We start from the raw sequence: 26,187 nt of genomic DNA on the forward strand, positions 1-26,187 counted from the left end.
GCGCTCACTCCCTGGGCGGAGGGCCTTTGCCCGGAGTGCCCCAGCGGGCCACGGTGACGGGCACCGTCATGTCCCCCTGCACCAGGAAGGTGTGGCGGGACGTGGACGAGCCGTCCATGGCGAGTTCGGGGCGCCACTCGCCCCCCTGCCAGAGATCGAAGGACACCTCCGCGCCCACCACGAGGCGCACCGAGCCCGAGTAGAACCGCTCACGCTGGCGGCGGAGCTGGAAACCCGGAGCCGTCTCCTTGCCGAGCGCTGGATCCGAGCCCACCACGAGGACGACCGCGTCGGCCGGGGTGTCGGCGGGGACGGTCACCTCGAAGGTGACGGTGGCATGGGGATACTGCTGAGGGGGAGGCTCGATGGCGCCACAGCCGGCCAGCACCGCACCGGCGAGCGGAACGACCACCAGGAGCCACTTCGCTGCATGGGAGAGGGGCATGGGGCGGAAGATACCCAGGGACCGGAAGGCTCTGCCCAGGATGGCGGCCTCCCACTGTCCGCTGGAATGCTCTCCGGCCCCCCTGCCCGGCCAGGAAGCGGCCCTCGGGACCAGGCCCGAGGTCCGCCGAGGCTCGAGGGCTTACGCCCAGCTCATCGTCTGAGCCTGACGCTGAGCGAAGAGCTGCGCCAGGTTGTTCTGGATGATCTGGTCGGTGGTGGAGTCCGGCGCGGGCTGCGACTGACGCGACGAGAAGATGTCCGTCGCCATCTTGAGCAGATCACCCGAGCCCATGGCGTTCTTCAGGAAGCCACCGATGCTGCCCAGGCCGCCCCCGCTCAGGAAGCTCTGCGCGGTGCCCAGGAAGTTCGACGCGAAGCCGCCGAAGGAGCCCAACATGCTCCCGAGACCGCCCTTGGCGAGCATGCCCAGGCCGCTGGTCAGCAGGCTGCTGGTGCCACCCGTCAGGAGGCCGAGGCCCACGTTGATGAGAAGCTTGCCGAACGGGGACTGGGCGAACTTCATGACGCCCTTGGCGATCTTGCCGAGCCCCTTGCCCACCTTCTTCAAAACCTTGCCGACGAAACCCATGAATGTTCTCCCGAAGTGAAATCTGAAGGAATTATCGGGCTGGGAAAAGCAAAGTTGCGTGGATCATCCCTGCCGTCCGTGACCCGCGCGCCGGGCCTTCTCCAGATCGGCCTTGAGCTGGGAGTCCTCCTTGCCCGGCGTGGCGGCCACGGCGGGCGTGTCCGACAGCTGCACGGGGGGCGGCTTCTTCGCCTCGGTGAACTCGGTCCTGTTCGGGTTGGCCGTCTGAGCGATCGTCGCGGCCTCGATGATGTACTGCCCCATCGCGTCCGCGTCCGGCGGCGGGCAACCCATGGCACGCAGGTCCTCGTCCTCGACGATGTAGAGGCTGGGCTCCGCGTTGGGGTTGAGCACGAAGTGGATCACCTGGTTGACGTACTCCTCGAGGGGCACGCCCAGGTTCTCCGCGATCTTCGCGGTGTTGGGGTCGGAGAGGACCTTCCTGCGGATGACCTCGGGATCCTTGGGGATTGCGGGCTTGTTCGTGTCCATGGACCCAGCTTAAGAGGGGAGGCGACTTCTCGTCGAGTGAAGTCCCCTACCCCAGCCACGCCTTCAGCAGCTCCGCCGGACGCGAGCCCCAGGCCTCGGCCACCAGCTCGCGAGACTCCTCGCCGGTGTCCCGGAGGGTGATGCGCAGGTACTCGCGGGGGGCGGCCTCGGGCACCCTGTCCAGCCACTCCACCAGCACCGCGCCATCCCCACCCACCAGGTCCAGGAAGCCCGTGGCGTACAGCTCGTCGTAGTCGGCCAGCCGGTAGAGGTCCGCGTGGTACAACGGCACCCGGCCCTTGTAGGGGTAGACGATGGCGAAGGTGGGGCTGGCCACCTCCGAGCGCGACACGCCCGCGCCCTCGGCCACGCCACGCACCAGGTGCGTCTTGCCCGCGCCCAGATCGCCCACCAGCCCCACGAAGTCCCCCGGCTGGAGCAGCTCCCCGAGCCGGACTCCCAACCGGTGCGTCTCCTCGGGCGAGCCCGACTGCACCGTGCGGCCCAGCGTCGGCGCGCTCATCGGTTCCACCTCGTCCACACGTTGCACATCCCCTTGGCCACGTCCGTGGCGATCAACCCCAACCTGCCGCGCCGGGCCACCATCAGGTCCGCCGACAGGCCGTGCGCGTAGACCGCCGTCCAGGCGGCATCGGGGAGCTTCAGGCCCTGCGCCAGGAGCGCGCCCAGCACGCCGCTCAGCACGTCCCCCATGCCTCCGGTGGCCATGCCCGGGTTGCCCGTGGGGTTGACGTACACGGTGCCATCCGAGTGCGCGATGAGCGTCCGCGCGCCCTTGAGCACCAGCGTCACCCCGTGCGTGCGCGCGAAGTCCCGCGCCACCTCCACGCGGGCCTTCTGGAGATCCTTCGTGGGCACGCCCGTGAGCCGGGACATCTCGCCCGGGTGCGGGGTGAGCACCAGCGGCCCCTTGGCCCGGCGCAGCACGTCCAGGTCCGTGGCCACGGCGTTGAGCGCGTCAGCGTCCAACACCGCGGGCGCATCCACGCGCGCGAGCAGCTCGCCCAGGAGCTTCGTCGTCTCCGGGCCCCGGGGGATTCCAGGGCCCACGACGAGCACGTCCTTCTTCTCCGCCGCCTCCAGCAGGGGCTCCAGGTCCGCCATGCCGAGCGGCCCCCGGTTCTCCAACGGCCAGCCCATCACCTCGGGCGCATGGCCGAGCACCGGCTCCACCACCTCGGAGCGGGTGGCCACGGTGACGAGCCCCGCGCCAGCGCGCAGCGCCCCCAGGGCCGACATGGCCGCCGCGCCGGACTTGCCGTGGCTGCCGGCCACCACCAGCACGTGCCCATAGGAGCCCTTGTGCGTGTCCGAGCGGCGCGGTGCGATGGCCCCTCGCGCGTCGGCCTCCTCGACGAGGAACAGCTCCGTGCCCGGGTGGGGCTCGACGGCCTCGGGAGGAATGCCGATGTCCACGCACCGCAGCTCACCGCACAGGGTGGCGCCGGGCTCCAGCACCTGCCCCTGCTTGAGGAAGCCGAAGGTGACGGTGACGTCCGCCTCCACGCAGGGCACGAAGGGCTCGCCGGTGTCCGTGTGCAGCCCCGAGGGGATGTCCGCGGCCACCACCTTCGCCCCCGCCGCGCGCCAGCGGAGCATGTGCTGGATGGCCTCGGCGAACTCCCCCGCCGGGGCCCGCGTGAGCCCCGTGCCGAAGAGCGCGTCCACCACCACGTCCCCGCCCCGAGGATCCGCCACTGCCCCGAGCGGCTGGGGCTGAATTCCCGAGGGCCCGAGCGCATGCAGGTTACGCTTCGACTCGGGCGTCAGCTTCGTCCTGTCTCCCACCAGCACCAGCGTCACGGGGAGCCCGGCGGCGTGGAGGAAGCGCGCCGCCACCAGCCCGTCCCCGCCGTTGTTGCCCGGCCCGCACACCACCACGTACCGCCCGCCCGGGGCGCCCAGCCCGCGCGCCGCGTCCGCCAGGAACCGGCCGGCGTTCTCCATCAACAGGGGGGACGGCATGCCGAAACGGGACTCGGCGGCCTGGTCGGCCGCGCGCATCCTCGCGGCGGTGAGGGCACGGCGCATGACTCAGCTCCTTTTCTGAAGGATGACCGTCGCGGCGGCGACCCCCGCGTCATGGGTGAGCGCGAGCAGGGCCTCCGCGCCTCGCTTCTCCATTTCCTGGAGAGCCACCCCGGAGAGGCGGAAGCCGGGCGGACCGCCCTGCCGCACCACCTCCATGTCCTGCCAGGTGAGGCCCGGGGGCGCGCCCAGCGCCTTCACCAGGGCCTCCTTGGCGGCGAAGCGGGCCGCGTAGGCACTGGCCGCGTCCGCACGCGCGCCACACAGGGCCCGCTCGGCCTCCGTGTACACCCGCTCCAGGAAGCGCTCGGCGCGCGGCCCATCGAGGATGCGCTGGATGCGCGCCACCGAGCAGATGTCCATCCCCAGGCCGAGGATCGCCATGGCGCCTATCCCGGGTTGCGCATCAGCTCGACCATCTCCCGCACCGCCCGCTCGAAGCCCACCAGCACTGCCCGAGCGACGATGGAGTGACCGATGTTCAGCTCGTCGATCTCCTGGATGCGCGCGATGGGCAGCACGTTGTCGTAGTTGAGCCCGTGGCCCGCCGCCACCGTCATGCCCAGCCGCGCCGCCGCCTTCGCCGCGTCCACGATGCGGCTCAGCTCCCGCGTCCGCTCACGCTCGTTGCGCGCCTCGCAGTAGCGCCCGGTGTGCAGCTCGATCCGGTCCGCGTTCACCTTGTGCGACGCCCGCACCTGGTCCAGGTCCGGGTCGATGAACAGCGACACCGGGATGTCTCCGTCCTTGAGGTTCTTGATGATCTTCGCGAGCGGCTCGCGCTGGCCGGCCACGTCGAGCCCGCCCTCGGTGGTGAGCTCCTCGCGCCGCTCGGGCACCAGCGTCACCACGTCCGGCTTGTGCTCGTAGGCGATCTTCACCATCTCCTGGGTGGCCGCCATCTCCAGGTTGAGCAGCGTCTGCACGGTCTCCCGGAGGATGCGCAGATCCCGCTCCTGGATGTGCCGCCGGTCTTCCCGCAGGTGGATGGTGATCTGCCCGGCACCGGCCAGCTCGGCGATGGCCGCCGCCGTCACCGGATCCGGGTACGTGGTGCGCCGCGCCTGCCGCAGCGTCGCCACGTGGTCCACATTCACACCCAGTCGCTGTCCCATCTCGGCCGCTCCCTGCTGGCGCGCGTCTCAGAGCACGCGCGCCCTTCTATTGGCGGCCCGAGACCGGATGTCAACCGTTGAGCGCCTTGGAGAGCGCCTCGGCGATCTCCCGGGCGTACTGCTCGTTGCGCGCGGCGTCGGTGCCCTCGATGAGGACGCGGGCCTTGGGCTCGGTGCCGGAGAAGCGCACCAGCACCCGGCCCTCCTTGCCCAGCTTCTTCTCCACGTCCTGGATGGCCCTCATCACCGTGGGCAGCTCGCCCAGCTCGCGCTTCTGCTTGACGACCACGTTGACGAGCGTCTGCGGCACCGGCTCGAAGATGGAGGCCAGCTCGCTCACCGGCTTCTGCTGGCGGCACATGACGGCCAGCAGCTGCAGCGCGGCCAGGGTGCCGTCGCCCGTGGTGGTGTGGTCCGAGAAGATGAGGTGGCCGCTCTGCTCGCCACCGATGTTGTAGCCGTTCTTGCGCATCTCCTCGACGACGTAGCGGTCACCCACCTTGGTGCGGACGACCTTCACGCCCCAGCGCGACACCGCCCGCTCCAGGCCGATGTTGCTCATCACCGTGGACACGAGCGTCTTCTTCTTCAGCTCCTTGCGCGTGACGAGCTCGCCGGTGCAGATGGCCATGATGGCGTCGCCATCCACCACGTTGCCCTTCTCGTCCACGACGATGAGGCGGTCCGCGTCACCGTCGAGCGCGATGCCCACGTGCGCCCCGTGCTTCACCACCGCGCGGGACAGGTTCTCCGGGTAGAGCGCGCCGCACTTGTTGTTGATGTTCTTGCCGTCCGGCTGCACGCCCAGGGCGATCACCTTGGCGCCCAGCTCCTCGAGCACCGCCGGAGCCGTCTTGTAGGCGGCGCCGTTGGCGCAGTCGACGACGATGGTCATCCCCTCCAGCGTCAGCTCGCGGGGGAAGGTCGTCTTGAGGAACACGATGTAGCGCCCGCGCGCGTCCTCCAGGCGGAAGGCCCGGCCGATCTTCGTCGCGGTGGGGCGGATGGAGTCGATGGCGCCGCTGGCCACCAGCTCCTCAATCTTGGCCTCCGTCTCGTCCGGCAGCTTGAAGCCGTCGCGCCAGAAGAACTTGATGCCGTTGTCCTGGTACGGGTTGTGGGAGGCGGAGATGACGGCGCCGGCGTCGGCGCGCATCGAGGTGGTGAGGTTGGCGATGCCCGGTGTGGGCAGAGGACCCACCAGGTCCACATCCACGCCCATGGAGATGATGCCGGCGGCGAGCGCCTGCTCGAGCATGTAGCCGGACAGCCGCGTGTCCTTGCCGATGATGACGCGGTGACGGTGGGGCCCGTTGCGGATGAGGTGCGCGAGCGCTCGTCCGAGCTGCATCGCGACCTCCGCCGTCATCGGGTACACGTTGGCGACGCCCCGGACGCCGTCCGTGCCGAACAGTCTCTGCGACGCCCGCTCTTCCTTCGGGGGCATGTTCATCCTGTAAGCCATGGTGTGCCGCTCACCTTTCCCTATCCCTGGGCCGGCCTGAAGCCGGAACCTCCGACGCCGAGGGCTTATACCCTGCCCTCCACAGTGCCCGAAGCTAGGGAGTACGAGCCCCCTAAACAAGCTTGCGGCCAATCAGGCCGTCTCGCCCCGTGGTCGGTCGTCCCGGAGCGCACATCCGCCCTGAGGGGGCCACTCCCTCAGTCTCGTACTTTTCCCCCCAGGTAGAGAGACCCGCCCTCCCCCGCCGCGCGCACGGCATCCGCGACGGCGAGTGCGTCCCGCACCTCGGCCACGTCGTGCACGCGCACGAAGTCGGCGTCCCCCGCCGCGGCGACCACGGCCACGGAGCCCAATGTCGCCGCCAGACGCTCGTTCGCCGGCTTCCCCCCCGCCAGCTTCCCGAGGAAGGACTTCCGGCTGGTGCCCACCAGCACCGGCAGCCCCAGCACGCGCAGCTCCCCCAGCCGCCGCAGCAGGAAGAGGTTGTGCCCGAGCGTCTTGCCGAAGCCGATGCCCGGATCCACCAGCACACGCTCGCGCGGCACGCCCGCGGCCACCGCCCGCGCCACGCTGTCCTCCAGGAAGGCCAGCACCTCGTCCACCACGTCCTCGTAGTGGGGGTCCTTCTGCATCGTCTCGGGGGTGCCCTGGATATGCATCACGCAACAGGCCGCGCCCGCCTCGGCGGTCACACGGGGCAGCTCCGGATCGAAGAGAAAGCCACTGATGTCGTTGACGAGCACCGCGCCGGCCTTGAGCGCCTCGCGGGCCACCGCCGCCTTGGTGGTGTCCACGGAGATGGGCACCTCCGTGCGGGCGCGCAGGCCCTGGATGACGGGGACGATGCGGGCCACCTCCTCCTCGGCGGGCACGGGCGGAGAGCCGGGCCGGGTGGACTCACCGCCCACGTCCAGGATGTCCGCGCCCGCCTCGGCCAACCGCAGCCCATGCGCGATGGCCCGCTCGGTGTCGAAGTAGCGTCCACCGTCCGAGAAGCTGTCCGGAGTTACATTCACCACGCCCATGACGTAGGTGCGCGTCCCGAAGGTGAAGGTGCGTCCCCCCAGCACCAGTGATGCGGGTGGAGCCGGGGCCTCCAGCACGCGAGCCAGCGCCGTGCCCAGTCCGGCCAGCTCCGGCCGGACCTTCGCCTCGGACACCACGCGCTCGAACTGCTCCTTGCGTCCGGAGAGGAGCCCGGTGCCGGGGCGCGTGCGCTCGTCGCCCGCCACCCAGGAGGGGTACGCCTCGCGCCCGGCGGCCACCGGGGACGCGGAGAGGCCGGAGAGGAAGCGGCCCTGCTCGCGCTCCAGGCCAGTGAGCAGCACGTGCAGCGCGGGCAGCGTCCCGAGCAGGTGCTCGCGAGCGGAAGCAGGCAGCCCCATGCGAAGCAGGGCCGGCTCGAGGTCGGCGGGACGGTCGGCGCGGACGGGGCGGGCGCGAATCATGTCGGGTCGGCTCCGGGGACTCGGAAAGCAGAAGGGCCCTCCCCACGAGAGTGGAGAGGGCCCGGGTTCTACACGCAAGCGCGGCTCAGGCTACGCCTTGTTCGGCTCCATGTTGGGGATGCCATCGAGCGCGTCGAGGATCTTCCGCTTGTCCTTCTTCTCGGTGGACTTGGTGGGCGGAGCCACGACGCGGGGAGGCGGGCGCTCGCGGGTGAGCTGGCCACCCTGGAGGAGGATGTTGACGTCCTCGGCGTCCAGCGTCTCGTACTCCACCAGCGCATCGGCCACGCGCTTGAGGCCCTCGAGGTGCTCGGTCAGCAGCGCCTTGCCCTTCTCGTAGCAGCCCATGACGATGCCGCGCACCTCGGCGTCGATCTGCCGCGCGGTGTCCTCGGAGTAGTCCTTGGCCGAGTTGAAGTCGCGGCCCAGGAACACCTCACCGTCGCTCTTGCCGAAGGCCAGGGGCCCCAGCTTGTCGCTCATGCCCCAGCGGCACACCATGGCGCGCGCCGTCTCGGTCGCACGCTCGATGTCGTTGGACGCACCCGAGCTCATCTCGTTGAAGATCAGCTCCTCGGCGATGCGGCCGCCCATGGCCATGGTGATCTGATCGAGGATCTGCTTCTTGTACCCGTTGACCTTGTCCTCGGTGGGCAGGCTCCAGGTGAGACCCAGGGCCTGGCCGCGCGGGATGATGGTGACCTTGTGGAGGGGATCGCAGCCGGGCAGCAGCTTGGCGATGAGAGCATGGCCCGCCTCGTGGACGGCCGTGTTCTTCTTCTCCTTCTCGGTCATGATCATGGACTTGCGCTCGGGGCCCATGAAGACCTTGTCCTTGGCCTGCTCGAAGTCGCTCAGGTCCACGCGCTCCTTGTTCTGACGCGCGGCCATGAGGGCCGACTCGTTGACCAGGTTCTCCAGGTCCGCGCCCGTCATGCCCGGAGTTCCGCGGGCGATGACCTCGAGGTCCACTTCCGGAGCCAGCGGCACGCGGCGGGTGTGCACCTTGAGCACGCCCAGGCGGCCCTTCAGGTCGGGGCGCGGCACCACGATGCGGCGGTCGAAGCGGCCCGGGCGCTGCAGCGCGGGATCCAACACGTCCGGACGGTTGGTGGCGGCGATGAGGATGACGCCCTCGTTGGACTCGAAGCCGTCCATCTCCACCAGCAGCTGGTTGAGCGTCTGCTCGCGCTCGTCATGACCACCGCCGAGGCCCGCGCCACGGTGACGGCCCACGGCGTCGATCTCGTCGATGAAGATGATGCAGGGGGCGTTCTTCTTGCCCTGCTCGAACAGATCGCGCACGCGGCTGGCGCCGACGCCCACGAACATCTCCACGAAGTCCGAGCCGGAGATGGAGAAGAAGGGCACGCCGGCCTCACCGGCCACGGCACGGGCCAGCAGCGTCTTGCCGGTACCCGGAGGGCCCATCATCAGCACGCCCTTGGGGATGCGGCCGCCCAGCTTGGTGAACTTCTTGGGATCCTTGAGGAAGGCGACGATCTCCTCGAGCTCCTCCTTGCACTCGTCGGCGCCGGCCACGTCCGCGAACGTGACCTTGTTGTGGCTCTCATTGAGGAGCCGCGCCTTCGACTTGCCGAAGGTCATCGCCTTGCCGCTCCCACCCTGGAGCTGGCGCATGAAGAAGATGAAGAAGAGGAACAGGAAGACGACCGGCATCCACTGGCCGAGGATGGTGAGCCAGAGGCTGTTCTGCTCCTCCCGCTCGTACTTCACGTCCACGTTGTTCTTGCGCAGCTGCTCGAGAACGGTGGCGTCGGCCTCGGGGCCGGTGGTCCGGAACTTCTCCTCGGTGTCGGTGTAGACACCCGAGTAGGTGTTCCCCTTGACCGAGACGGCCCGGACCTTCTTGTCCTCTACCTTGGCGAGGAACTGCGTGAACGTCGGTTCCTGGACCTGGTCGTTGCTCGTGGAGAAGAAGTTGTAGAAGGCGACGAAGAGGACGATCAGGATGACCCAGAGGCCGATGGTCTTGTAAGTCGAACGCACGTGTCAGCTGCCCTTTCGGTGCTCGGCAGGATGAGGGCACGGTCAAAAAGGCCTAGCATTTCGACCGTTTGTCACGACACCGGGTGTGTGACCCGTTTGTCGGACGGTATCAGCAACAGCAAAAACGCCTCAACTATTTTGGGGGTTCCACCCCCCCACATCCTCCGCGGTGGTCGACTCTATAACGGAGTCGTCCCGAGCATGCCCGGGACTGGAGGCGAGGCCCACAGAAAGAGGCGTACAGCCCGCGAGGGTGTGGAATTCCAGACCCCTGGAATCCAGAGGACGAGCCCCTCGGCGTCCGTCACCACGGGCAGCGAGTCGCGGCGCTCGCCGGGAATGCGCCGGTCCACCAGCACATCCTGCAGCTTGCGCGAGCCGGCGGGCCCTCGGACCCGGTCGCCGGGCCGCCGCGTCCGCACGGTGAGGGGCCAGCGCGTCTCCTCCGGCAGCGACAGGCCCAGGGTTCCTGGGGGCGGAGCGACCGCCGCCACGGTGAAGCGCCAGCCCGTTCCCTCCTGGAGTCCCGAGGCCCCCTCCCCCGCCAGTACCAGCTCCGGAGGAGGTGGAGTGCTCCCACCCCGGCGCACGCAGCGCACGCGCCCGCCCGCCGTGTGGAGCTGAAGGCCGCCGGGCTCGTGGCCTCCGCCCAGCGTCACCGGCCGGCCCGTCTCCACCGCGCTCAGCGCCCGGGCGAGGGAGGCATCGTCCACCGTCGCCCCCGCCTCGGTCAGCAGGCGGGCCAGCACCCGGCGTCGCAGGGGCGGCTCCAGGGCGCGCACCCCCACCGCGTCCAGGCTCCCATCCGGCAGGGTGAGCCGGACCCGGGCGCCGTCGGCCAGCTCGCCCAGCAGGGCCTCGTCCTCGGCGGCCAGGCGGGCGAAGGTGGCCAGGTGCGGTACCACGGGGAAGCCCGCGGCGCGCACCAGCACGGGCAGCACCTCATATCGGATGCGGGTGCGCAGGAACGCGGGGTCCACGTTCATGGGATCCATGACGAAGGAGATTCCCTGCTCGGCCAGGAAGGCCTCCACCTCCTCCCGCGTACGCTCGATGAGCGGGCGGACGAGGAACGGACGTACCCTGTGGATGCCGACAGCGCCCCGGAGGGCGGTGCCCCGCACCAACCGCATGAGGAGCGTCTCCGCCTGGTCGGACGCCGTGTGCGCGGTGGCAACTACTTGGAGCCCCAACTCCCGCCGCAGGGTCTCCAGCGCCGAGTAGCGGGCCTCGCGCGCCCGCGCCTCCACGCCGGAGCCCGGCGACAGGTTCAACCGGCGCACATGGCAGGGCAGCCCCCAATGGGCGGCCAGCCGGGCGACCGCCTCCACCTCTCCCCGGGCCTCGGGCCGCAGGCCATGGTCGAGCGTGGCCACCTCCACCCTCAAGGAGAGGGACTCGCGCACCCGCGCGGTGCCCACGAGCAGCGCGGACGAGTCCGCGCCCCCCGAGACGGCCAGCAGCACCGAGCCCCCCACCAGCCCCAGCTGCCGGTAGGTGCGCTCCAGGGCCGTCGAGAAAAGGACGCTCGTTTCACCAGTGGAGGGCATTGAACAGGGGAAGGAATCAGAATCGAGCGAGTCGGGTTACACCGGATGCAGCCGGTTGAAGGGGCGCAAGACGATTCTTATGATCGTCACGGAGGTCGCGAGGGTCGGGAGGGTCGGGGAAAAGATGGTGGGGGGAAATGGTCGCGCGACGCAAAATGTTCTGAACGTGGATTTTTGACGGAGTTGGGCCTAGGGGTCCCCCCCCTCCCCCTCTGGGCCCACGGGGCCGCCGGGATCAGTCCTGGCGGTCCTTCTTTCCGGAAAGCCCCGGGTTCTCGCCATGAGGACCCGGGGCTTTCCCTTTTGCGGGTTTTTTTCCCAGACGGCGTCAGTCCGGGTGCATACGCTGTGTGAGCACTCCGAAACCGTTGACCCGTCAGGGAGACTGTCGGATAACGGCACCGGTGTGTTCAGGTCGTCACCTCGTATCCGCTCCGGAGACCCAGGTATGGCAGGCACCGACAAGCGCAAGCAGTCCCTGTACTTCCCCGAGGAGATGCTCAAGGAGATCCAGGAGGAGGCCAATCGCCAGGACCGCTCGCTCTCGTGGGTCGTGCAGCAGGCCTGGAAGATCGCTCGCGATCGTATCAAGTCGTTCCCCGCCGTGAACGACGTCACGGGCGACGAGCGGCAGGACCCTCGCGAGGAAGGAAGGTCCTAGCCCTCATGGCCGCAACCGATCATCGAAAGCAGAGCCTCTATTTCCCCGAGGACATGTTGGACGAAATCCAGCGCGAGGCGACGCGGCAGGATCGCTCGCTCTCGTGGATCGTCCAGCAGGCATGGAAGGTAGCTCGGGCCGAGCTGCGCAAGATGCCGTCGCCCAATGACGTGTTCGGGCCGACGCCCTCGCGGCCAGACGGCTCGGGAGATTCGCAGTCCTGAAGCGTGCGCGCCACGCGCCGCCGGCCTACTGCACCACGGGCCGGCCCGGCCGGGCGCAATTGACGAAGACGATCCGCTCAGCCTCCTCCAGAGGCTGTTTGTCCGTGGCGTGGTTCTTCCGCAGATAGGCCTCGGTGAGGTTGGCGTCCGTGGCCTTGCCGTCCGTCGCGCTCGCCGTGACGGGGTTGCGTGACAGGTCCTTGCCCGCGTCCTTGAAGATGACGCCGTACCCGTCCCCTCCTCCGAGGAGGAACTCGGCCATGGCCACGCGGTAGCGGATGGAAGGATCCGCGCGCGGCGGCAGCGGCACCGTGCGGTCCTTCACCTTGAGCCCCACCACGCGCTGGCCCATGGGGCGCGAGCAGTCCACGCGCACCGTGGTGCCCTCGGACACGTGCAGGAAGGCGCCGTCCGGCGAGACGATGGGCTGCTCCTCCGGGGACAGCGCCTCCACCGAGTGCTCGAACATGTCCACCAGCTGCTTCTCGGTGAGGTCCACCGTGATGACGGCGTTCTCGAAGAGGAGGATCTCGTGCAGCAGGCCGTTCTTCAGGGGGCCCCTGGGCACGGAGGTGCGGGTGACGCACAGGCCCTCGGCGCGCAGCGAGCCCCCGTTGACGATGCCGAGCTCGGCGGGGGCCTTGGAGCCGTCCTCCGCGTGGAGGAAGGCGTCCGCGGCGAGCTGGCCGAGCGCGTTGTTGTCGTGCCGGGTGAAGGGCTTGTCGAGGAAGACGTCCTGGGCCAGGTAGCCGACGATGGAGTTCGGATCGTCCACCAGCGGCTGGCACTGGTCGTTGAACTGCATGCAGCCGAGACCCGGCGCGAGGGCCACGGCGAGAACGGCGGCGGTGAGCGTGCGGGACATCAGTTGCGGGCCCTCAGGGTGAGGAAGGCGGAGACGCCCTCGCGTGGCAGCAGGCCGGACATGCGGTCCGGGCGGGGGACGTCGTCGCGCAGGTCGGAGTCGAAGACGTTGTGCACCACCACGGCCAGCTCGAAGCGGTCGGCGATGGGCTCGGTGCGCAGTTGCGCGGTGATGAGGCTGTAGGAGGGAATCTTGTAGCGGCGGATGAGCTCCAGCACGCTGCGGGTGTTGTTGCGCCGCTCGGCACCGGCGCGCACCACGAGATCGAAGTTGATGAAGTCACCGATGGGCATGGACACGCCCGCGTTGAAGCGCGCCTGGGGGATGTCGGTGAGGTACTTGTGGTTGGTGGGCAGCTCCTGGTCCTCGGCGCGGAAGAGGCTGGCGTTCACCCACGCGTTGGCGCGCTTGGAGGCCTCCAGCCGGGCCTCGCCCTCCACGCCGTAGACGAGCACGCCCAGCTCGCGGTTGCGCACCGGGACGATGTTGCCCGAGATGTCCACGGCCATGATGGGGTTGGAGAAGCTCTCGAGGAAGGCGTTGGTGCGCAGACGCACGCGCGCATCACCCGCGGCCTGGACGAGATCCGCGCCGACCTCGAAGGTGTTCACCACGGCGGGCTTCAGGTCCGCGTTTCCCTCGAAGCGGCCCTGGTTGTAGTCCGTGTCCGGGATGGTCTCCACCAGCTCCTGGAGCGTGGGCGGACGGAAGGCGCGGCCGTAGAGCAGCTTGAGGACGAGCGAGTCCGTGGCGGAGAAGACGAGCCCCACGCGCGGGTTGATGGTGGGCACCAGGTGGGTGCCGGTGATGAGGTTGGAGTCGTCGACGGTGGGCAGCTGGGTGGCGTCCACGCGCACGCCGAGGGTGAGCGTGAGCGGCTCCACCACCGTCCACTGGTCCTGCGCGAAGGCGCCCAGCGACAGGCGCCGCGCGGCCGCGCCATCGGCGAGCTCGAGGATGTCCACCAGCCCCTCGGGCGTGGTCAGCTCGGCACGGCGCCGGCTGTCGAGGGTGTAGTTCGTCGCGTAGCTGTAGTCGCCCAGCATCTGCAGCTCGCCCACGGCCCCCACCGAGAGCCGGTTGCCCTCGAACAGGGAGATGTCCGAGTCCACGCTGACGCCGATCGTGCGCACGGTGACGCGGGTCTGCTCCTGCATGCCCTCGGGGAAGAGCTGGTTGTCGTCGGGGCCGGTGCGGAAGTCGTTCGGGCCGATGTGGAAGAGCCGATCCGTGTGCTGCTGGTCCCCGTAGAGGCGCGCGCGCAGCCGCACCTGCTCGTTCAGCTCGTGCTCGTAGGTGACGTCGCCGAGGAACACCTGCCACCCCAGGCGCGAACCCGGGCCCGCGGTGTCGAAGAGGCCCATCAGGGCATCGCGGTCCTCGGAGATCAGCCGCGCGGAGACGTTGAGGTGCCCCTTGGGCGCCACGTCGAGCTCGGCCCCCAGGCCCAGGTTGAGCAGGAAGCGTCTGTCCTGGGTGTAGCCGACGGGATCCAACGGGTCGCGCATCTTCTGGGCGAGCGTCTCCGCGTCGAGCGCGTCCGTCTCGATGGGGGAAGAGTCCCCCTGCTGGTACCAGACGTCCGCGTCACCGAAGAGCTTGAAACCGCCGAAGGAGTGGGCCCCGGAGGCGTGACCATCGAAGGAGGTGGCCAACCGGTCGTCGAGCGCGGGAAAGCCGCCACCGGAGACGGCCGCGAGGAAGCCCTCGTTCCGCCAGGTGACGAGGTTCACCACGGCGAGGAAGGCGCCAGCGCCGTACAGCGCCGAGCCGGGCCCACGGATGACCTCGATGCGCTCGAGGTTCTCCACCGGCAGGTTCATCAGCGCCTTGCCATCGAAGAAGTTGTTGAGGCGCTGGCCATTGAGGAGGAAGAGCACCTCGGCGTCATTGCGCAGGCCGCGGATGGCGACGCGGTGGAAGCCCTGCACGTCGCGGCTGATGGTGAGGCCGGGCACCACGTCCAGCACGTCCGCCACCGTGCGGGCCCCGAGCGCGCGGATCTGCTCGCGCCCGAAGGAGGCGCCGATGGCGGGCACCTTCTTCACCGACTCCTCGTGCCGGGTGGCGAGCGCCAGGGTGTCCTCGGCGGTGTAGAGGGCCAGGTCCTCCTCCAGCGCGGAGCGCTCGGGCGGGGGCTCGGTGGGCTCGGCTGGCCGCGAGGACCGTGCGAGGGCCGAGCGCGAGGAGGCATTCTCCGGGTCCGGGGGCAGGTCGGCGGACAGTGCCGCCATGGCGTCATCGGAAGACGTGGCCTTCCGGGTCGGCTCGGCCCGGGTCTCGGCCTTCGGAGCCGGTTCCGCCTTCTGCGCCGGCTCGGCCTTCTGCGCCGGCTGACCCCTCCGGGTGGACTCGGCTCTGCGGGAAACGGGCTCCGGCTCGGAGGTCCGGGCAGACGCGGCCGAGGCAGCGGCACGCGGCGTGGGAGCCGGCTCCGGAGCGGGCCGGGACGTGGTGAGCGGGGTTCGCGTGGAGGGCACCTGCCCCACGACGATGACGCGGACCGGGCGGGTGGCGCTCTTGAAGAGAGGCACGCGGTCCCCGTCGGGGGTGTAGCCCTCCATGTAGTACTCGACGCCGGGCGGCGCGACGTTCGTCCCGGGGATGACACCCCGGTAGAGATCGCCGTACTGCAACTCCATGGGCGCTTCCGTATAGGGCTCGCCGGGTCCCCGGTAGCGGATGACGACGCGCTGGATGCGCTGGGTCCCGGTGAGCACGCCGTCGACCACCAGCGTCGCCCCGGGCTCCGCCTGGGCGGGCGCGGTGTGGAGCAGGGTCGACTGCTCCTGGGCGGAAACAGGCAACGCCGCGAGGAGCACCAGCGCGACGAGGATGGTGGGGGGGCTCGGGAGTGCGGACTTCACGGGTAATCCGGATGCTCCTCCGAGGGGTTCGGTACGTCAAGGAAGGGGGGTGGGCCCGGCCGCCGAATTTTTGCCGGGGTGGCGGGCGCGTGCGAGTTGTGACCGTCCATGCGCGCGTCGCTCGCTCTCCACCTCGCCCTGTTCCGCCGCCAGAAAGCCCAGATCGCCCGGGCCATCGAGGGGCAGTCGGTGGCCTTCCGGGCCTATGAGGCCCGCTACCGCCGGCGCACCTCGGAGTATCGGAGGGTGCTGCCCGCCTCGGCGGTGTCCCAGCAGGTGCAGGCGGCGGACGTGGTGTACGTGGGCGACTACCACACGCTGCCGCTGGCACAGGAGACGTACCTGGAGCTCGTCGAGGGCACGCGTGAGGCGGGCCGCCGCGTGGTGCTCGCGCTCGAGTGCGTGGAGGGCCGTCACCAGTCAGCGGTGGAGGCATATCTGGCGGGCCGCCTCGCGGAGCGCTCGCTGCTCGCCCGCCTGGGCCATGGCGTGGGCCAGGGGAACGGGGCCTGGTCGGGCCTGCGCTCGCTGCTGGCTTACGCGAAGCGTCATCGGCTGCAGGTGGTGGGCATCGACCGGCGGGCGCAGGGCGAGCGCTCCCTGGAGCTGCGGGACGCGTACGCGGCGGAGCGGATCGCCCGGGCGGTGCGGGCGGAGGATCGGCCGCGGGTGATGGTGCTGGTGGGCCAGTACCACGTGGCGCCCTGCCATCTCCCGGCGCAGGTGGAGCGGGCACTGGGCGAGGGGCACGGGCTGCGCGGGCTCGTGGTGTACCAGAACGCCGAGGGCGTGTACTGGCGGCTGGCGCGCGAGGGCAAGGCGGGCGCGGCGCAGGCGGTGGAGCTGCCGGACGGCTCGCTGTGCCTGCTGAACGCCTCGCCGGTGGTGTGCCAGCAGAGCTTCCTGGACTACCTGGAGGCGGAGTCCGGGGACTCGCCGCTGCGGGAGCGGAGCGCGGCGGAGCGCTTCCGGGAGATGGCGAGCCTCATCGGGCGGCTGGCGGGAGTACCGGTGGGCCGGGCACTGGACGAGGTGGAGGTGGTGACGGCGGCGGACGAGGACGCGCTGGTGCGCATCCAGCAGCGGGGCCGCTTCACGCAGGGCGAGCTGCTGCAACTGCGGCGGCACATCCTGTCGCGGGAGAGCTGCTACATCCCCCGGGCGCGGACGGCGTACCTGGCCTCGCTGTCGCTGAACCACGCGGCCGAGGAGGCGGCGCACTTCGTGCGGCACTGCGCGGTGGGAGACGCGATGGATTCTCCGCGGCGGGCCTCGGACGCGTTCTACGCGCGGTGCCTGGAGGAGGCGCTGGGGTTCTTCGGCTCGAAGCTGGTGAACCCGCGGCGCAGCTGCCTGGGCCCGGGCGAGTGGGCACTGCGCTTCGCCCAGGCACGAGGCGTGGAGCGGCAGATCGCCGCGTTCGTGCTTGCACACAAGGCGGCGGAGGTGGAGGTGCCCGACGAGGCGGTGAAGCTGCTGCCCCTGCGCAAGGACCGGCTCTTCCACGGCGTCAGCCACGCGCTGGGGTACCTGCTCGGAGACGCGCTGTACCGGGGCTTCGACGGAGATCAGGTGGACAAGGCGGACCTGCGGGCCCTGTTCCGCAATCCGTTGGAGGACCCGCGCGCCACGTATTTCGACTGGGTCCGCCGGCTCTCCGTGTGACCCTCGGGGGGTTTGGTCCCCTACCCGCCCCTCGTCACCAATCTTTCGCAAGCCTCCTCGCCTGCTTCACGGTGGGTAGGCGGTGGCGCCCGACGGTGACGTGCACAACGTCCGGAGCATGAAAGCTCTAACCTATGAAGGACCGTACCGGGTCGCGGTGCGTGAGAAGCCCGATCCGAAGATCGAGCATCCCCAGGACGGCATCGTCCGCGTGACGAGCGCGGCGATCTGTGGCTCCGACCTCCACCTGTTGCACGGGCTCATGCCGGACACCCGCATCGGGTTCACGTTCGGCCACGAGTTCACGGGCATCGTGGAGGAGGTCGGCCCCGGGGCCCAGGGCATCAAGAAGGGCGACCGGGTGATGCTGCCGTTCCAGATCTTCTGTGGCGGCTGCTACTACTGCACCCGCGGCCTCACCGCGTGCTGTGACAGCACCAACCCAGCAACCGACGCGGGGACCGGTATCTACGGCTACTCGCACACCATGGGAGGCTACGACGGCGGCCAGGCCGAATACGTCCGCGTTCCCTTCATTGGAGTGGACGCCGAGAAGATCCCCGATGACGTCGAGGACCTCGACGCCCTGCCCATCACGGATGCGTTCTCCACCGGCTACCAGGCCGCCGAGATGTGCGACCTCAAGGGGGGCGAGACCGTCCTGGTCCTCGGGTGTGGCCCGGTCGGCCTGTTCGCGATGTGGTCGGCCTGGGCGATGGGCGCCGGCCGCGTCATCGCCGTGGACCACATCGACTACCGCCTCGAGTTCGCGAGGAACTGGTTCGGCGTCGAGACGCTCAACTTCAAGGACCTCGATCTCGTCACCACGGTGAAGGGAATGACGGAGGGCCGCGGCGCCGATGCCACCATCGACGCGGTCGGCTGCGAGGCGGCGGGCTCGCCCGTGCATCGCGTGCTCGGCGTCTACGGGAAGCTGGAGGCCGGGTCTCCACAGGCCATCAACTTCGCCATCCACGCCACGCGCAAGGCCGGGACGATCTCCCTCATTGGCGGCTATGGCCCACCGTTCAACGGCGTCGACATCGGCACCTTCATGAACAAGGCGCAGACGATGCGCACCGGCCAGGCCAGCGTGAAGCGCTACATGCCGCACCTGCTCGAGCACGTCCGGGCCGGGCGGATCCAACCGAAGAAGGTCTTCACCCACCGCCTGCCGCTGGAGCAGGCCTCCCTCGGCTACCACACGTTCGCCCAGAAGCGTGACGGCTGCATCAAGGTGGCGCTCTTCCCCAACGGAACCCTTCACTAGGACGGAGACCCCGATGAATCCCACGCCAGAGCTGAGCACTCCGGAGAGAATCCAGAAGCGGTCCGGGTACCAGTCCCTTCAGCCCGTGACGAGACCGGACTACTGGGGCGTCGACCTCGACCCGTCCCGCCGGCCGGGTGTCCCGATGATGCGGGAGAACCCCCAGCCGTGGCCGAACACGCGCTTCCCACCGGAGCGCCAGCCGGGTGAGCCGACCTCACCCATGCACGGCCGCCCCAACAAGACCATGCCGCCGGTCTTCGGCACCGCCGTCCCGCTGCGCGGCCTCTCCGGTGCGATCCGTAGGTTCGCCTACAGCTACCCGGACCACTACCCGAGCCACTGGTTCCTGAAGATGCTCGGGGACCGCGTCGACTTCTGGAGCTACCGCGCCCGGCGCGTCCTGCCGGTGGTGGTGCCGTTCGCGGTGCTGGGCTTCCTCGGCGGCCTGGTCCGCCGTTGAGCCACTCCCCGCGCGGGGGGCTATGACTCCGGCGTGGGGAACACCACCAACCGCCCCGAGCGCAGCATCACGGCGAGCTCGGGGCGCGCGTCTCCGAGCAGGTTCACGGGCCGGACCCACTCCACCTGTCCGCCTGGCTCGTAGCGCCGCGCCCGGCCCCAGTTGCCGCCGCCCGTCCCGAGCGCCACCCACAGCGTGGTGTTGTCCTGGGACACACCGACGAAATCCGAAACGCCATCAGCATCCAGGTCCGTCAGCGCGAGCGTCTTGTCTCCCACGGGAGGCGCGCACGGAAAGGCGGCCCCAAGCGACCCGTGCCCATCACCGGGGTACAGCACCACGCCGCCGTTGCGCGACGCCGCCTGCACCAGGTCCATCCGTCCATCACCATCGGCATCCGTGACACCGAGCAGTTCCTCGGCGGAAAACTGATACGCGAAGCCGTGTCCCCGGAGCGTGGAGCCATCCGCTGCGGTGGGGTTGAGGTTGATGCCCAGCGTCGTGTGGATGAGATCCAACGTGCCATCGCCATTGAAGTCCGCGGCGAGCGGAGCTCCCACACCCGCGCAGCTGTCATCCGGCTCGGGGTTGTAATCCTCCAGGCGAGCCCCGCGGAACGTGCCGTCCCCCTGGTTCGTGAAGCGCAACACCGTGCCGAGGCAGTACCCCGGGACGGCGACCACGAGGTCCATGCGCCCATCGCGATTGAAGTCGGCGGCCAGGTGGTACCCCACATACTCCAAGGCCCAGAGCGGTAGCTCCCGCTCGAAGGGGGCCGTCGTGTCGTTCCACAGCACCCCCACGGAAGGCCCATACCAGGTGTCCGGTGGAGCATCCAGACGCCGGAAGGCACCCGCGAGATCGGTCCGGCCATCGCCGTCGAAGTCGCCCGCGACGATTCCACGCGCCTCGCGGTGTGAGGCGACGTCCCGGGTCATGAAGGTGCCGTTCCCCGCGTTCAGCACCAGCCGGACCCCTTTCTCCGGCAGCGCGAGCGCCACATCCTGGCGCCCATCCGCATCGAAGTCCCCCATCGCCACGTCCGTGCTCACCACCCCTGTCTCCACCGTCGCCAGCGGAGACACGGACGGGAGCGTGGAGGAGCCACCGGGCCTGGAAGCCAGGGGGCACGCGAAGGGGACGAGCGGTTCGCGGACGAGCTCGTCCGGGATGGCGTACACGGACACCGTGTTGTCGTCCGCCTCGGCCACCAGCAGCTCCGGCGTGCCATCGCCATCCAGGTCCGCCGTGGCGGCGGCGCTCGGAGCCCGGCCCACCGACAACTGGCCACGCGACACGAGCGTTCCATCTCCCTTCCCCCGCAGGAGGGTCACCGCGCCCCCCGTGCCGTGCAGGGCCACCACGTCGGGAAGGCCATCGGTGTCGAGGTGCACCACGGCGACGTCGGTCGCATCGGGCTCGAGAAACACCGTGGAAGCCAGGGAGAACCCCCCCTGGCCATCGCCCAGGAACACCGAGGCCCGGGTAGCGGTTGCCGCGAGCAGATCCGCGTGCCCATCGCGGTTGAAGTCCGTAGTGTACAGGTGACGGACGAAACCACTCCAGAGCGCGAGCCCCGCGGCCCGGACCCGGCCCATGGCGTCTCCGAGGAAGAGGTGGGCATTGTGCCCATGCTCCAGGGTGGCGTTGAACGCGACATCCGCGAAGCCATCCTCGTTGTAGTCCGCGACCGCGGCCTCCAGGCCGGAGTCCAGCATGTAGACCACATCCCCTCCGTCCTCCCACTGGAGGAACGAGGCCTCGAAGCCCCCGTCTCCCCGGGGCCGCAGCAGACTGAATCCGGCGAGGCTCCCGGGCCCCTCGTCGGAGGCTTCGTTACCGAGCACCCACAGGAAAGGGGAACCCGCGCCTCCGCTCCAGAAGCCCAGGCTGGAGACGACCCCCTCGCCAAAGGAGAAGGGCTTCACCGCGAAGGAGCCGTTCCCCTCCCCGAGCAGCAACTGCGCCCCGCCGCGAGTCCCCACCAACACGTCCAGATCGCCATCGCCATCCGCGTCACCAGCCGCGATACGGCCCATCGCACCCCGGACGTCTCGCAACGCAGTGACCTTGCCGAGACCTCCGCGCCCGTCATTGAGCAACAGGAGGAACTCGCCGACACGGCTCACGTACTGGCTCGTGAAGTTGCGGCCACTCGCGTTGACGGCGACGTCCACCGCACCGTCGCCATTGAAGTCACCCACCGCGAGCCCTCGCGGCGACACGCCCGCGTGGAACGAGGCTCGCCACCAGGCGCTCCGCTCACGCTTCGGCTCGGCCGGAGGCGGCATGCTCCCGCCCGGGCCAGGCGGATCCGGCTCGACGGGCGGAGGCTCGACGAGCGGGGGCGGTGGCTCCACGGGTGGTGCAGAGACATCCTCCGAAGGAGCCGACGGGACCGACGAGGGAACCTCGGCGGGCACCTCCCCCACGTCCACCACACGACACCCCGCGAACAACCAGGCCCCCGCGTACAGGCCCACACGCGCCCACTTCCCCCACCCGCCCCTCGACACCATCACCGCTCCCCCTCGACCCGCTTGCGCTGCAAATGCGCATGGGGCGCGTGGCTCGCAAGAACGGTCCGCCCGAGGCCGCGCCGCTACTCCCTCGCTCCCTCTACGGTGAGCCCGCTCCGGCATCCGCGGTGTCGGCGTGACGCACGCGGAACCGCAGCGCCTGGCCCGACACGGGTTCCATCGCTCGCCGTCCCAGATCGTTGGGAACGAACCAGAAGCTCCCCTCGTCGTTCACGCACCACAGCTCGTACTCGCCCACGGGGATGGCCCCGAGCGTGGTCACCACCCTGCCCCGCCCGGGCTCCTCGGTGACGGCCTGGGCGAGCGGGATGACGAAGAGTTGCAGCAGCTCGGCGGCGATCTCCCGGCTCGGGTCCCCCTGCAGGGCGCCAAGGAACGGAGCCGGATTGGGCAGCAGCGGCACGAGGACCTGCGCGGGCCGCCCCTGGCTGTCGAGCGGCACGGTCTGACCGGGCCGAGGCACGAAGCGCAGGAAGAACTGGGGCCACAGGTCGAACACGCCATCCCCGTTCACGTCATCTGGAGTCCCGTCCCCATTGGTGTCCGCGAGCCGGACGAAGAACCGGGGCTCCTCGCCGCGCAGCAACCCGAAGCCCTCGCTCCTCACGGAGAACGAGGTGATCGCCGTGGCCGAGTCCGTCAGGGACAGCACGCCCCCCTCCCCCTGCTCCACGACCTGGAACGCGGGAAGCGGACGGCGCACGCCGCGAGACAGCGCGAGGTCCGCCGTCAGCACCTGCCCCGGCTGGACGTTCAGCTCGACCGAGGACTCGGGCACCTGATCGCCCGCCCCTGGCTGCGCGAGCACGTCGACGGTCAGGTCCGCGTCGCCATTGGCATCGAGGAACCCCCACAGCCGGTACACGTCGGGGCCCACCTCGGAGAAGCGGAAGCGCGCGTCCCCGGCCGCGAGGCGCACCTCGGGCACGGCGGTCACGTACCTCGGCACCCCACGCTGCTCCGGAGGCGCTTCGCCGGGAGAAAACAGGAACAGGTAGGCATTGCCCCGGGCGGGGCCCGACGGCGCCACGCTGCCCTCCACGCGGGCGGCGCGCCGGAGCTCCGTGGAGGGCTCGGAGCAGCCGGCGAGGACGAGCCCGAGGGTCAGGCAGAGGACACGAAGGGCGATGGGAGACACGGCGCCACTCTATCCTTCCGGGGGTGCTCGCGGCTCTGGCAAGGTATCGCCCCGACTCTCCTGGGAGGCCACACCATGAAGATGAAGGATCGGGTGGAGAAGCTGGAGGAGCAGCGCCGGCGCAACGAGGGGATGGGGGGACCGGAGCGGATCGAGCGTCAGCACGCCAAGGGAAAGCTGACGGCCCGCGAGCGCCTGAAGCGGCTGTTCGACGAGAACACCTTCGAGGAGATGGGGCTGCTGGCCGGAGCGGAGGGCAACCTCCCCGAGGAGGAGGCGCCGGGCAAGCCCTCGCCGGCGGACGGCGTCATCACGGGCGTGGGGGAGATCGACGGCAGACCGGTGGCGGCGGCCATCTACGACTTCACGGTGTTCGGGGGCTCCATCGGCACGGTGGGCGAGCGCAAGGTGGCGAGGCTGAGGGACCTCGCGCTGAAGAACCGGATTCCGATGGTGTGGCTGGTGGACTCGGCGGGGGCGCGGTTGGAGGCGGGAGGCGAGGTGGACCCGAGACGCCTGGCGAGCTTCGCGGACACGGGGTACCTCTTCCGCGAGCAGGTGGTGATGAGCGGGGTCATCCCGCAGGTGGCGGCGATGGTGGGCCCCGGAGCTGCGGGTACGGCCTACATCCCGGCGCTGGCGGACTTCGTGCCCATGGTGAAGGGAACGAGCTCCATCGCCATTGGCGGCCCATACCTGGTGGAGTCGGTGGTGGGCGAGAAGGTGACGGAGGAGGAGCTGGGAGGCTCGAAGGTGCACAACGAGCTGTCCGGGGTTGCTGACTCCGAGTACCCGGACGACGCGGCATGCCTCACCGCCATCCGCGAGTATCTGTCCTTCTTCCCCTCGCACTGCGAGGACAAGCCGCCGCGCAAGCAGTCGTCGGACCCGTTCGACCGGAGGGACGAGGATCTGCTGAAGGTGGTACCGGAGAGCCCGAGGCAGGCGTTCGACATGCACAAGGTCATCCTGTCGCTGGTGGATGACCGGAAGTTCTTCCCGCTCAAGCCGAGGTTCGCGCGCAACTTGATTACAGGACTGGCGCGCATCGATGGCTGGCCGGTGGGCATCGTGGCGAACAACTCGATGTACCTGGGCGGAATCCTGGACGTGAACGCGTCGGACAAGGCGGCGCGGTTCATCAACCTGTGCGATGCCTTCAACATCCCGCTGGTGTTCCTACAGGACGTGCCGGGCTTCATGGTGGGCACGAAGGTGGAGCAGCAGGGAATCATCCGGCACGGGGCGAAGATGATGTACGCGGTGGCGAGCGCCACGGTGCCCAAGCTCACGGTGGTGGTGCGCAAGGGTTACGGGGCGGGCTATTACGTGATGAACGGCCGGGCCTTCGAGCCGGACCTGCTGGTGGCGTGGCCTGGGGCGGAGATTGGCGTGATGGGCCCAGAGGGAATGGTGTCCATCGCGGCGCGCAAGCTGCTGCAGAGCGCGGAGAGCCCCGAGGCGGCCGAGGCCATGAAGAAGGAGCTGGCGGACGGCCTGCGCCAGCACATCCGCATCGAGCGCACGGCGGCCATGGCGATGGTGGATGACGTGGTGGACCCGCGCGACACACGGAGGCTGCTGGCCCGGGCTCTCAAGCGCACAGCCAACAAGAAGGTCGAGCGCCCCTTCCGCCGCCGCGAAATCTCCCCCGTGTAGCCTGCCCCGACGGGTTCGAATCCCGTCGGGGCTGACCTGGGAATCCTGGCCCAGTCCCTGCCTGTCGTTCGCGTGAAGGTGCGTGTTGGCGTGCAGGAAGAAGCCCTCCATGAGGGCGCACCGGGGTAGCGGCGAAGGTGTCAAACACCTCGTCCGCAGGGGCGGCGTTGGTGGACTCGACCGGGGAAGAGGTGGCGCATGCCGCGTGGCAGGAGGCGCCCATTCCCCCCAATGGTTCTGGCGGCGTCGTGGTGGGCACCCAGGGGAAGCCTGCGCAGCTCAGCTGCCCCTGTACTCTCAAGCTGTGGGAAGCTCAGGGGCCCCGTACCGTCACCCCGGGAACGTCACCTTCCCGGTGAGCCAGAAGGCGGCGCCCTGAGCACGGCAACTGCGAGCCGTGCCCGGCCTCAAGGGGTGGAGCGCCCGCCGATCTCCGGGAAGCGCTCGTAGGCCCGCGTCAGCGCGTCCAGGTGCGCGGGGTTGTCCAGGTCGAGCGGAGCCTCGGTGAGCCGGACAACCCACCCGTCCGTCGCGGTACGCCGTGAGCGCGAAAGCAGCTCCGCGTCGCGGGCGGGATCCGGAAAGCCGATGGCCCGTGCGGCAGCTTCCGACCAGTAGTTCAGCCACCCGAGACAATGTGGAATCTCGGGTGCGGGGATGGCGTCTGGGAGCTTGAGCGCTGGCAACCCCCGTGGTGGCTTTGGTGGCCCATACATCTTTGGCCCCATCTGCTCCGCAATGACAAGCATCACGCTTCCCGGCGTTATATGTCCCCACACAGCCTGTGCACCCTCCGCCACACCTGCCAATACACCCCCCGCAGCGGCGATAACGGCGTTCTCCAGCGGCAACATCGCATGGATTTGAAGCTGCGGCTGGGCGCCCGGATAACGGCCCGCCGGGATTTCCCATCCGCCTAGCGTCACGACATGGTTGTCATCGTCATTACAGAGGAACGGGAAATCCCCATCTGCTCTCTCTCTTTCGACCCATTCATCTCGTTGGGGCAAAGAGACGAGTCCTTCTTCCTTGGACATCGTCCATCCCAGGTACAAACCAGGGAAAGCTCGTTCCATCCCATGAACGATGGCAAGTCTGCGCTCATCATGACTCATGAGTGAAGGCGCATAGACATTGAGGGTGAGGGAATCTTTTGCGTCTGACATTTCAACACCAATTCATGACTACTACGTCAAGGCTGGGGTCTGCTCGGAGCAGAGCTGCTTTGTGTGCTTCGCTACGAACGCCGACGACAAATTTAAAGCCACATTCCGCAGCAAGCCTTCGCTCTCGCTGTATTTCCGGCAACTTCATTTCGACCAAGAACTGCCGCGAGCGAGGCGGTTGTTTCTCAAAGTCATCCGTTTTGACCTCCCAGAGCGTGCGCGTGGCCAGTTGCAGCGCGTCGAAGTTCTTCCCATTCACGTACACATCCCCACCAGGGAAGGCGTTGCCCGGCATCTTGTCGGCGCATTCGTTGTGCGGGTCATGCCCGCCACGGTGGCGCGGCAAGGGGATGGGCTTGCATCTCGGGTCGTCTTCTTCCTGGGTGAGGGCGGTCGCGGGCTGCTTTCGCGGTGACGGCTCCCGGGCCGGTGCTTTCGTCGCACGAGGCTGGGCCTCGAGTTCCACAATGAGTTCGAGACGTCCCGCAGTCGGGCCTCGAGCAC

23 protein-coding genes are annotated in these 26,187 nt (G+C 69.4%); 6 read left to right on the forward strand and 17 right to left on the reverse strand.

What is annotated here, in order from left to right:
* Nucleotides 1–4: 4 nt before the first annotated feature.
* From NR810_RS27955 to tilS, 11 genes are all read right to left on the reverse strand, one after another.
* Complete coding sequence (locus NR810_RS27955) at nucleotides 5–445, reverse strand: hypothetical protein (RefSeq protein WP_257457058.1); 441 nt, start codon at nucleotides 443–445, stop codon at nucleotides 5–7.
* A gap of 141 nt (nucleotides 446–586) precedes the next feature.
* Entirely contained in the window at nucleotides 587–1,036 is a 450-nt protein-coding gene (locus NR810_RS27960) for a hypothetical protein (protein WP_257457059.1), read from the reverse strand.
* A 63-nt stretch (nucleotides 1,037–1,099) separates the two neighbouring features.
* On the reverse strand, nucleotides 1,100–1,528 hold the full coding sequence (locus tag NR810_RS27965) for a hypothetical protein (protein ID WP_257457061.1): 429 nt from the start codon (nucleotides 1,526–1,528) through the stop codon (nucleotides 1,100–1,102).
* Between the two features lie 46 nt (nucleotides 1,529–1,574).
* Nucleotides 1,575–2,051: a tRNA (adenosine(37)-N6)-threonylcarbamoyltransferase complex ATPase subunit type 1 TsaE gene (tsaE, locus tag NR810_RS27970; RefSeq protein ID WP_257457069.1), complete on the reverse strand. Its 477-nt coding sequence runs from the start codon at nucleotides 2,049–2,051 to the stop codon at nucleotides 1,575–1,577.
* Nucleotides 2,048–3,580 carry an NAD(P)H-hydrate dehydratase gene (locus NR810_RS27975; protein ID WP_257457072.1) on the reverse strand — a complete coding sequence of 511 codons (1,533 nt, stop codon included), beginning with the start codon at nucleotides 3,578–3,580 and terminating at the stop codon, nucleotides 2,048–2,050. The genes tsaE and NR810_RS27975 overlap by 4 nt, the downstream gene beginning before the upstream one ends.
* Nucleotides 3,581–3,583: 3 nt before the next feature.
* Nucleotides 3,584–3,961 carry a holo-ACP synthase gene (acpS, locus tag NR810_RS27980; protein ID WP_204227830.1) on the reverse strand — a complete coding sequence of 126 codons (378 nt, stop codon included), beginning with the start codon at nucleotides 3,959–3,961 and terminating at the stop codon, nucleotides 3,584–3,586.
* 5 nt (nucleotides 3,962–3,966) lie between these two features.
* Complete coding sequence (locus NR810_RS27985; RefSeq protein ID WP_257457075.1) at nucleotides 3,967–4,692, reverse strand: pyridoxine 5'-phosphate synthase; 726 nt, start codon at nucleotides 4,690–4,692, stop codon at nucleotides 3,967–3,969.
* A 70-nt stretch (nucleotides 4,693–4,762) separates the two neighbouring features.
* Nucleotides 4,763–6,157, reverse strand: coding sequence for a phosphoglucosamine mutase (glmM, locus tag NR810_RS27990; RefSeq protein ID WP_257457084.1), 1,395 nt, complete (start codon nucleotides 6,155–6,157; stop codon nucleotides 4,763–4,765).
* A 197-nt stretch (nucleotides 6,158–6,354) separates the two neighbouring features.
* The gene (gene folP / locus NR810_RS27995; RefSeq protein WP_257457085.1) at nucleotides 6,355–7,605 is read right to left on the reverse strand and encodes a dihydropteroate synthase; all 1,251 of its coding nucleotides are present in this window, start codon (nucleotides 7,603–7,605) and stop codon (nucleotides 6,355–6,357) included.
* A gap of 90 nt (nucleotides 7,606–7,695) precedes the next feature.
* On the reverse strand, nucleotides 7,696–9,615 hold the full coding sequence (ftsH, locus tag NR810_RS28000; protein ID WP_257457094.1) for an ATP-dependent zinc metalloprotease FtsH: 1,920 nt from the start codon (nucleotides 9,613–9,615) through the stop codon (nucleotides 7,696–7,698).
* Nucleotides 9,616–9,794: 179 nt separating this feature from the next.
* Nucleotides 9,795–11,165 carry a tRNA lysidine(34) synthetase TilS gene (gene tilS, locus NR810_RS28005; protein WP_257457102.1) on the reverse strand — a complete coding sequence of 457 codons (1,371 nt, stop codon included), beginning with the start codon at nucleotides 11,163–11,165 and terminating at the stop codon, nucleotides 9,795–9,797.
* 448 nt (nucleotides 11,166–11,613) lie between these two features.
* Between tilS and NR810_RS28010 the strand changes: the two genes are divergently transcribed.
* Both NR810_RS28010 and NR810_RS28015 read left to right on the forward strand, forming a co-directional pair.
* On the forward strand, nucleotides 11,614–11,826 hold the full coding sequence (locus NR810_RS28010) for a TIGR04563 family protein (RefSeq protein WP_002628981.1): 213 nt from the start codon (nucleotides 11,614–11,616) through the stop codon (nucleotides 11,824–11,826).
* Nucleotides 11,827–11,831: 5 nt separating this feature from the next.
* Nucleotides 11,832–12,050: a TIGR04563 family protein gene (locus tag NR810_RS28015; RefSeq protein ID WP_204227825.1), complete on the forward strand. Its 219-nt coding sequence runs from the start codon at nucleotides 11,832–11,834 to the stop codon at nucleotides 12,048–12,050.
* A gap of 25 nt (nucleotides 12,051–12,075) precedes the next feature.
* Here the strand turns inward: NR810_RS28015 and NR810_RS28020 are convergent, their stop codons facing one another.
* On the reverse strand, nucleotides 12,076–12,915 hold the full coding sequence (locus tag NR810_RS28020) for a 5'-nucleotidase C-terminal domain-containing protein (RefSeq protein WP_257457104.1): 840 nt from the start codon (nucleotides 12,913–12,915) through the stop codon (nucleotides 12,076–12,078).
* The gene (locus NR810_RS28025; RefSeq protein WP_257457106.1) at nucleotides 12,915–15,782 is read right to left on the reverse strand and encodes a TonB-dependent receptor plug domain-containing protein; all 2,868 of its coding nucleotides are present in this window, start codon (nucleotides 15,780–15,782) and stop codon (nucleotides 12,915–12,917) included. The genes NR810_RS28020 and NR810_RS28025 overlap by 1 nt, the downstream gene beginning before the upstream one ends.
* Before the next feature lie 108 nt (nucleotides 15,783–15,890).
* Here NR810_RS28025 and NR810_RS28030 point away from each other — a divergent pair, with 108 nt between their 5' ends.
* From NR810_RS28030 to NR810_RS28040, 3 genes are all read left to right on the forward strand, one after another.
* Nucleotides 15,891–17,447, forward strand: coding sequence for a ChaN family lipoprotein (locus tag NR810_RS28030; protein WP_257457107.1), 1,557 nt, complete (start codon nucleotides 15,891–15,893; stop codon nucleotides 17,445–17,447).
* A gap of 118 nt (nucleotides 17,448–17,565) precedes the next feature.
* Nucleotides 17,566–18,717, forward strand: a complete 1,152-nt coding sequence (locus NR810_RS28035; RefSeq protein WP_257457108.1) for a zinc-dependent alcohol dehydrogenase — start codon at nucleotides 17,566–17,568, stop codon at nucleotides 18,715–18,717.
* Between the two features lie 13 nt (nucleotides 18,718–18,730).
* A complete protein-coding gene (locus NR810_RS28040; RefSeq protein WP_257457110.1) occupies nucleotides 18,731–19,180 on the forward strand; it encodes a hypothetical protein in 450 nt (149 codons plus the stop codon).
* A gap of 20 nt (nucleotides 19,181–19,200) precedes the next feature.
* Here NR810_RS28040 and NR810_RS28045 read toward each other — a convergent pair whose 3' ends face one another.
* The gene (locus NR810_RS28045; protein WP_257457111.1) at nucleotides 19,201–21,540 is read right to left on the reverse strand and encodes an FG-GAP repeat domain-containing protein; all 2,340 of its coding nucleotides are present in this window, start codon (nucleotides 21,538–21,540) and stop codon (nucleotides 19,201–19,203) included.
* A 259-nt stretch (nucleotides 21,541–21,799) separates the two neighbouring features.
* The gene (locus NR810_RS28050) at nucleotides 21,800–22,858 is read right to left on the reverse strand and encodes a hypothetical protein (RefSeq protein WP_257457113.1); all 1,059 of its coding nucleotides are present in this window, start codon (nucleotides 22,856–22,858) and stop codon (nucleotides 21,800–21,802) included.
* A 75-nt stretch (nucleotides 22,859–22,933) separates the two neighbouring features.
* Between NR810_RS28050 and NR810_RS28055 the strand changes: the two genes are divergently transcribed.
* Nucleotides 22,934–24,517 (forward strand): acyl-CoA carboxylase subunit beta, encoded by a 1,584-nt coding sequence (locus NR810_RS28055; RefSeq protein ID WP_257457114.1) that lies wholly within the window; start codon nucleotides 22,934–22,936, stop codon nucleotides 24,515–24,517.
* Nucleotides 24,518–24,924: 407 nt separating this feature from the next.
* Here NR810_RS28055 and NR810_RS28060 read toward each other — a convergent pair whose 3' ends face one another.
* A complete protein-coding gene (locus NR810_RS28060) occupies nucleotides 24,925–25,683 on the reverse strand; it encodes a DUF5953 family protein (protein ID WP_257457115.1) in 759 nt (252 codons plus the stop codon).
* 1 nt (nucleotide 25,684) lies between these two features.
* Entirely contained in the window at nucleotides 25,685–26,149 is a 465-nt protein-coding gene (locus tag NR810_RS28065; protein ID WP_257457116.1) for a DUF6310 domain-containing protein, read from the reverse strand.
* Between the last annotated feature and the right edge of the window lie 38 nt (nucleotides 26,150–26,187).

The organism is Archangium lipolyticum (assembly GCF_024623785.1).
GTDB classification, from domain to species: domain Bacteria; phylum Myxococcota; class Myxococcia; order Myxococcales; family Myxococcaceae; genus Archangium; species Archangium lipolyticum.